At 57.4% G+C, this 5,821-nt stretch carries 7 protein-coding genes and 1 pseudogene; 6 read left to right on the top strand and 2 right to left on the bottom strand.

The window, feature by feature from the left end; translation table 11 throughout:
- Positions 1–187: IS3 family transposase (locus tag IVA91_RS12715; protein ID WP_247458807.1), on the top strand; the 187-nt coding region annotated here is incomplete at its 5' end.
- A 316-nt stretch (positions 188–503) separates the two neighbouring features.
- On the opposite strand, the gene IVA91_RS12710 is transcribed toward IVA91_RS12715, so the two are convergent.
- A complete protein-coding gene (locus IVA91_RS12710; protein WP_247458806.1) occupies positions 504–1,043 on the bottom strand; it encodes a GNAT family N-acetyltransferase in 540 nt (179 codons plus the stop codon).
- 580 nt (positions 1,044–1,623) lie between these two features.
- Here IVA91_RS12710 and IVA91_RS12705 point away from each other — a divergent pair.
- Positions 1,624–1,803 (top strand): hypothetical protein, encoded by a 180-nt coding sequence (locus IVA91_RS12705; protein ID WP_247458809.1) that lies wholly within the window; start codon positions 1,624–1,626, stop codon positions 1,801–1,803.
- Positions 1,778–3,610, top strand: coding sequence for an asparagine synthase (glutamine-hydrolyzing) (gene asnB, locus IVA91_RS12700; protein ID WP_247458805.1), 1,833 nt, complete (start codon positions 1,778–1,780; stop codon positions 3,608–3,610). The genes IVA91_RS12705 and asnB overlap by 26 nt, the downstream gene beginning before the upstream one ends.
- Positions 3,611–3,789: 179 nt before the next feature.
- Here the strand turns inward: asnB and IVA91_RS12695 are convergent, their stop codons facing one another.
- On the bottom strand, positions 3,790–4,062 hold the full coding sequence (locus tag IVA91_RS12695; RefSeq protein ID WP_247458804.1) for a hypothetical protein: 273 nt from the start codon (positions 4,060–4,062) through the stop codon (positions 3,790–3,792).
- 674 nt (positions 4,063–4,736) lie between these two features.
- On the opposite strand from IVA91_RS12695, the gene IVA91_RS12690 reads away from it, so the two are divergent.
- The 3 genes and pseudogenes from IVA91_RS12690 to IVA91_RS12675 all read left to right on the top strand — a co-directional run.
- On the top strand, positions 4,737–5,216 hold the full coding sequence (locus IVA91_RS12690) for a transposase (protein WP_247458803.1): 480 nt from the start codon (positions 4,737–4,739) through the stop codon (positions 5,214–5,216).
- Entirely contained in the window at positions 5,155–5,535 is a 381-nt protein-coding gene (tnpB, locus tag IVA91_RS37110) for an IS66 family insertion sequence element accessory protein TnpB (protein ID WP_346015483.1), read from the top strand. The genes IVA91_RS12690 and tnpB overlap by 62 nt, the downstream gene beginning before the upstream one ends.
- A 200-nt stretch (positions 5,536–5,735) precedes the next feature.
- Positions 5,736–5,821: pseudogene (locus IVA91_RS12675) on the top strand (IS5/IS1182 family transposase); the annotation flags it as partial.

Genomic DNA, 5,821 nt, shown 5'->3' with positions numbered 1-5,821 from the left:
CTTCTTCTCGTCGCTCAAGACCGAACGGACCGCCAACAAGATCTACCGAACCAGAGACGAGGCACGAGCCGATGTGTTCGACTATATCGAAAGATTTTATAACACGATCCGCAGGCACTCGACCATCGGGTATCTCAGCCCGGTTGAAGGAGCTAATATAAGATGCCAACCGGGCTTTGCCCGATGACTTGCACGTCTTGAGGAGTATCAAGCTCAAGCCGTCCAGCCGCCGCCCTGCGGAAAATGGCGCTCGGTCGGCTTGTCGCGGTACTTGCCGCTCAGCCGCTGCTTCATCATTCGCTCTGCTGGCATATTAGTCGATCAGACTGGAGGGAGCATGCCACCAGCCAAAGCGGTCGGATTGGCGTGGCTCGGAATTCACAACTGCCAAGCAATGTAAACCGGTTCATAGGGTCGACATTGAGATTGCGGTTCTAAGCGCCGATGGTTGGACCGCAGTATCTCCGCCCGAGATTCTCGACCACTTAGCATAATATCCGTACTTACAAGTCGGTCCTGTGGTGAGGCTGGGAAAAATATTCCTCCCGAGTCATCTCATAATATTTGCACATTCTGCCATAGTACCAACGATCGTCAATAAACCGCAATCCCAACTTCTCTGCCGCCCGCTGTGCTCTCGCATTTCCGTGGTCAATGAAGCCCACGATCTTTTCCTTGCTCGAATTTTTTAGGGCATGCGTTATCACAAAGCGAGCAGCCTCTGGCCCCAAGCCTTGTCCAGCCCTAAGCTGGAAAAATGCATAAGCAAATTCCAAATTGTTGGTGCCTTCATATTCGCGAACGCCACAGCGCCCAATGAATCGCGCATCTCCATTGGCTTTCTCATAGACCATCCAAGTACCGAAATCCTGTTTTCGCCACTGAGCCAAATACCGGTCAAGCCAGCTACTCACATCTTCCGCGCTCTGCGGCTTGTTTTTGAAGATGGTCTCTCGTACTAGCGGATCGTTATGCAGCTCGAACAAATCTGCTTCATGTTCAAGGCATATAGGGAAGAAAATTAAGCGTTCGGTGTGATGCATACTTTGGCCTTTCGTTACTTTTTCGGAGCACTAAAGTGGGCCCTTTTTACTGACAGGTCGTCGCAGTCACCGGTGCCGCGACCAGCCTGTTAGCCTCGTGGCACTAGCTCGATCAATCAGATGTGCGGTCTCGTCGACATTGATCTGCAGGCACGAAGAACAGATTAGCCAGACTAGATACTTACGCACCTATTAACCCTGCTAGTGCGGTCTCAGATGTAGTCGGGAGTGGCTTGAGGGCCATAGCCCTCCGCCATTCTCCTGTCTGCAAAGATAGCCCAGGTAAGTGGATCCATCGAGAACACGACCATGCGCAATTGTTGCCATGGCGGCAGACGTGCCGAACGATTGGTGAGAGCCTTGGCCTGCTCCAAACTACGATTGTTGTTCTGCTTGATGCCGGAGCGCTTGGCGGGGGCGCTCGGGCACTCTCTGCTGGACAGACTGCCGCCTTTGTGGCGCTACGGCGTGAGGTTGCCCATGTCAGATCCGCATGGTGCAACCCGGGCTTGGAAGCGAAACGCATAGAGGCCTGCAATAAGATAGTAGGCATTTGTGAGCGACGAAACGGTCAGAGCTGGTGGGTGCTCTCTACCTGCTGCTGTGCTACGGCTTCAGCCTGTTGGATGAAACAGTGTCGATTCACCGCCTAAAGGCAAATGATTTTGAACGTTTTGCGAGAGGGCTTTTGGATCGCGGCAGTTTCGCGATAGCATCGAAGCGGGAAGCAAGGCATGTGCGGCATCTGTGGATGGATTGATTTCGATCGTGACCTAGGCGACCCCGAGGCGCGAAGGGAGTTCGCTCTCATGACAGCTAGCATGGCCTACCGCGGCCCGGACGACGAGGGAATCTGGATCGACGGACCCGCCGCGCTGGGACACCGCCGTCTAGCCGTGATTGACAAACAGGGTGGTCACCAACCAATGATACTTCAGGACGGCCCGCACGCGCTAGTGCTTGTTTACAGCGGCGAGGCCTACAACTACCGGGAGCTTCGTCAGCGCCTCTCTGCTCGGGGGCATCGGTTCGACACAGGCAGTGACACTGAGGTAGTGCTGCACGCCCATGGCGAGTGGGGTACCCGCGACCCGCGAACCGCCGTTAGAGAACTCAACGGGATGTTTGCCTACGCGATTTGGGATACCGATAAACGCGAGCTGCTTCTCATTCGCGACCGCCTCGGTATCAAGCCGCTATATTATTATCCTATAAAGTATGGTGTGTTGTTCGGCTCCGAGCCAAAGGCGATTCTCGCCAATGGGCTCGCGGAGCGGATCATGGACGCCGACGGCTTTCGACGCACGTTATGTTCCGTCGCCGATCCACACAACGCCGTCTTCCGGGGCATGCGTGAGGTACCGCCTGGCCACGTCGTTCGAGTGACCTGCGAGGGAATACAACAGATAAGCTATTGGCAGCTCGCCGACAGCGGCCACACCGATGACGTGGCCACAACGGTTCGGCGCGTCCGCGAGCTGCTTGAGGATACAATTCAGCGGCAGTTAATCGCCGACGTGCCGCTTTGTACACTCTTGTCAGGCGGGCTTGATTCCTCGGCCATGACTGCATTGGCGGCGCGCTTTAACAATGGCCCGATCCGGTCGTTCGCCCTCGACTTCGTAGGCTACACTGATAACTTTGTACCCAGCCCGATGTGCGCCACGCCCGACGGACCCTACGTTCGGCAGGTCGTTGAATTCGCAGCTACCAATCACACAGACGTTACGTTGAGTGCGGACGCGCTCATGGACCCTAATGTTCGGGCTAGCACGCTCCGCGCACGCGACCTGCCGTTTACGACGGGCGACAGGGATTGCTCGGCCTATTTATTGTTCCGGAGAATTCGGCAGGATTCGACGGTGGCACTGTCCGGAGAATCGGCAGATGAGCTTTTCGGCGGCTACTCTTATTTCCATGACCACGCGAATGTTTGGGCCGACACTTTTCCCTGGCCGGCCTATAGGTTCGACATCGCCGCCCGCGGATGCTTTGAGGCTGGTCTCGTGGCCAAGCTCGACTTGCCGGGCTATCTGGACGACCAATACCGGAGGGCGCTTGCGAAAGTACCGCCCCTGACCGGACCCGCCTCGGTTGATCCCCACGAACGTCGCATGCGCGAGGTTTGCTATCTGTTTCTCACTCGCTTCTTACCGAAGCTGCTCGACGGGAAGGATCGTTTGAGTATGGCTTCAGGTCTTGAGGTACGGGTCCCCTACTGCGACCACCGCCTCGTTGAGTACGTGTTCGGCGCCCCATGGACCCACAAGACCTTCGACGGCCGCGAGAAGAGCCTGCTGCGGGCGGCCACAGCTGATGTTCTGCCGCAGTCGGTGGTGGAGCGGGTTAAGAGCATATATCCACCAATTCAGGATCCAAATTATGACAGTGTGCTGCGCGAGCGGTTCATCGCGCTACTCAACAATCGCCATGCGGCCATCGCACCACTGCTATCTCTCGACAATGCGCGGAACCTGCTTAAGCAGAGCGAGAAAATCAGGTGGGTAGAGTGTATCCTGAACCTCGAAGACTTCCTCGCGAGCTACAACGTGAGCCTCGGCTTCTAATTTGCCGAACCAGTGAGGGGTTGCGGAAACAGCGAGTCTATTCGCGATCGCAATTCGCGAAGTCAAAAATCCGGAATATCGAACGAGGACCTGAGCAGGACTAGCGAGACGGTGGCCACGTGGCCACCGGCCTCCTGGTCAGATCTTTTGTCTCCCTCCGGTGAGGCCCTCACCGGCTTTCAATTACCCACAAATTCTCCTCCGACCATGGCGCCCAGCGCGGTGTCGGTGAGGCGTGACAGCCCGCGCCACATGACGGTATTGCCGGGCGGCGGATCGCTGGCGCGGGCGAGATAACCGCCGAGCCGGGCGATCTTGATCAGATAGTGCGAGAGCGTTTTCTGGCTTCCTTTTGGTTTGTCGTTGACGAGGCGATCGAGCACGCCGATTTCAGTCGCAGTCAACGCGAGGGTTGGCGGCGCGTCTGGGACGGAGCGGTTGAGCATCGTCATCCAGAAGACCCGCCAAGCAGGATGCAAAACAGCGAGATCAGATTGGTCAGACGCTGGGCGGTCCTGAGCTTCGACTCCTCAGCTTTGCAGCCCGATTTGAGGATCTTGTGGAACACCTCGATCTTCCATCTCAAAGTACGCATCCGGTCAGCACCCCGGGCAGGCGCGCCGACACCAGGCTGGCCGCTACTCCGTTGCGACGTGCAACCGCTGTCACCTTCGGCGTCCCGCGCTCTTCGGCATGGATCACCGTCAGGGTCAGAGCGGGATAGCGCTCCTCTCAATCGTTCGATCTACGCCGATACTGAACATCACATCTCGTCCTGACATCTTGCCGACATGGCTGAGGGCGATGAACCTGTCGTCAAACGACGCAAGAGCAGGCGCGCGGTACGATCACAATTATCTTGCTCGGCCGGCCGCCAAAACGGGAAGATGGCTTCTTGTCGCACCGGAAATCATCGTAAGTGATCTAGTGCGCGAGGAGGCGCTTTGCAAATAGTCCCTGGCTTTCGCGCTCCAAGCGGCATGGAATATCGCGCCATGCGGTGGATCGGGCGCACGTCGGAGATCGTCCGCTCTTTTTGCCGGTGGGTCGCTCGTCTTTGCAAGAAGGCCTCACTAGCGCAAAGCGTAAGTTTCCGAGGAGAGACAGCTTCCGGCGGGCTGGCCTGATGGTTGAGAACTGTACGTATTACAGCCATACGACTAGTGCGTTGAATCGACTGGAAGTGGTTGATACAGGCCGGCGGCGGCGTTGGTCTGAGCAAGAGAAGGCGCGGATTGTTTTGAAGAGCCAATCCGAGCCGCGCCTGGTTGCGGCGACAGCCCGGCGATACGGATTGTCGCGTTCTCTATTGGTGACCTGGCGAAGAGCCGTTGGGGCGACGGGGACCAAATCCGAGGCTGGCTTTGTCACGGCAGTTGTGGCCGAGGCGGTGCCCGCGGCGTCGGTGGCGGCGTCATCGGAGAGTGCGACCGTACATTCGCCGGAGCGTCGGATCGAGATCCAGCTAACCGGCAGGCGGGCATTGTTGATGCGGGCGTTGACGTCGAGGCGCTTCGTCGGATCATCCAGGTTTTGGATCCGTGATGATTCCAGTTCCTACGGGAGTTCGAGTATGGCTGGCGACGGGCCACACCGACATGCGTAAAGGCATCGCCTCATTATCACTGCAGGTGCAAGAGGTGCTGCGCCGCGATCCGCTGAGCGGTCATTTGTTCTGCTTCCGCGGACGCAGAGGCGATCTATTGAAAATGATCTGGCATGACGGCCAGGGAACATGCCCGTTTAGGAACCAGGGAATCCGGGAGATCAAGATAAGCGGCCGCCCTACTCGACCAAGCAACGTCGCCGCCAAAAGACGGGACCACTGCGAGCCGCAGCACCGAGATGGCTGTGTGGACTTGCTCATCGTTCATCTGATTGAGAAGGCTGCAGCCGCGATCAGGCAGCTCTTGCCTGATCGCTAAACCGCCCGTTGTGTCCGCCATTGTCAAATTCGGTGTCAGCGAGCCGAGCCAGAGCACGAAACGCTGTTGTTGGGCATCGTCGAGATGTCCCTGATCGCGGAAGAAAATGACCTTATGCTCTAGGCGGTGTCACTCTAAGGATTCCCTTTTGAGAGCAAATCAGATTCAAGGCTTCTTTTTGGGAGGCGGCCTTGGGTGTGATGGATCGTTTGGTGTTGAGCGACGCGGCCTGGGAGCGAATGGCGCCGCTGATCATAGGCCGGCCGGACCAGCGGGCTCGACCGGG

It is taken from the genome of Bradyrhizobium sp. 153, assembly GCF_023073835.1.
In the GTDB taxonomy this organism is placed as follows: domain Bacteria; phylum Pseudomonadota; class Alphaproteobacteria; order Rhizobiales; family Xanthobacteraceae; genus Bradyrhizobium.
The sequence above is the reverse complement of the archived record's forward strand: the minus strand, read 5'-3'. Positions and strand labels throughout refer to the sequence as shown.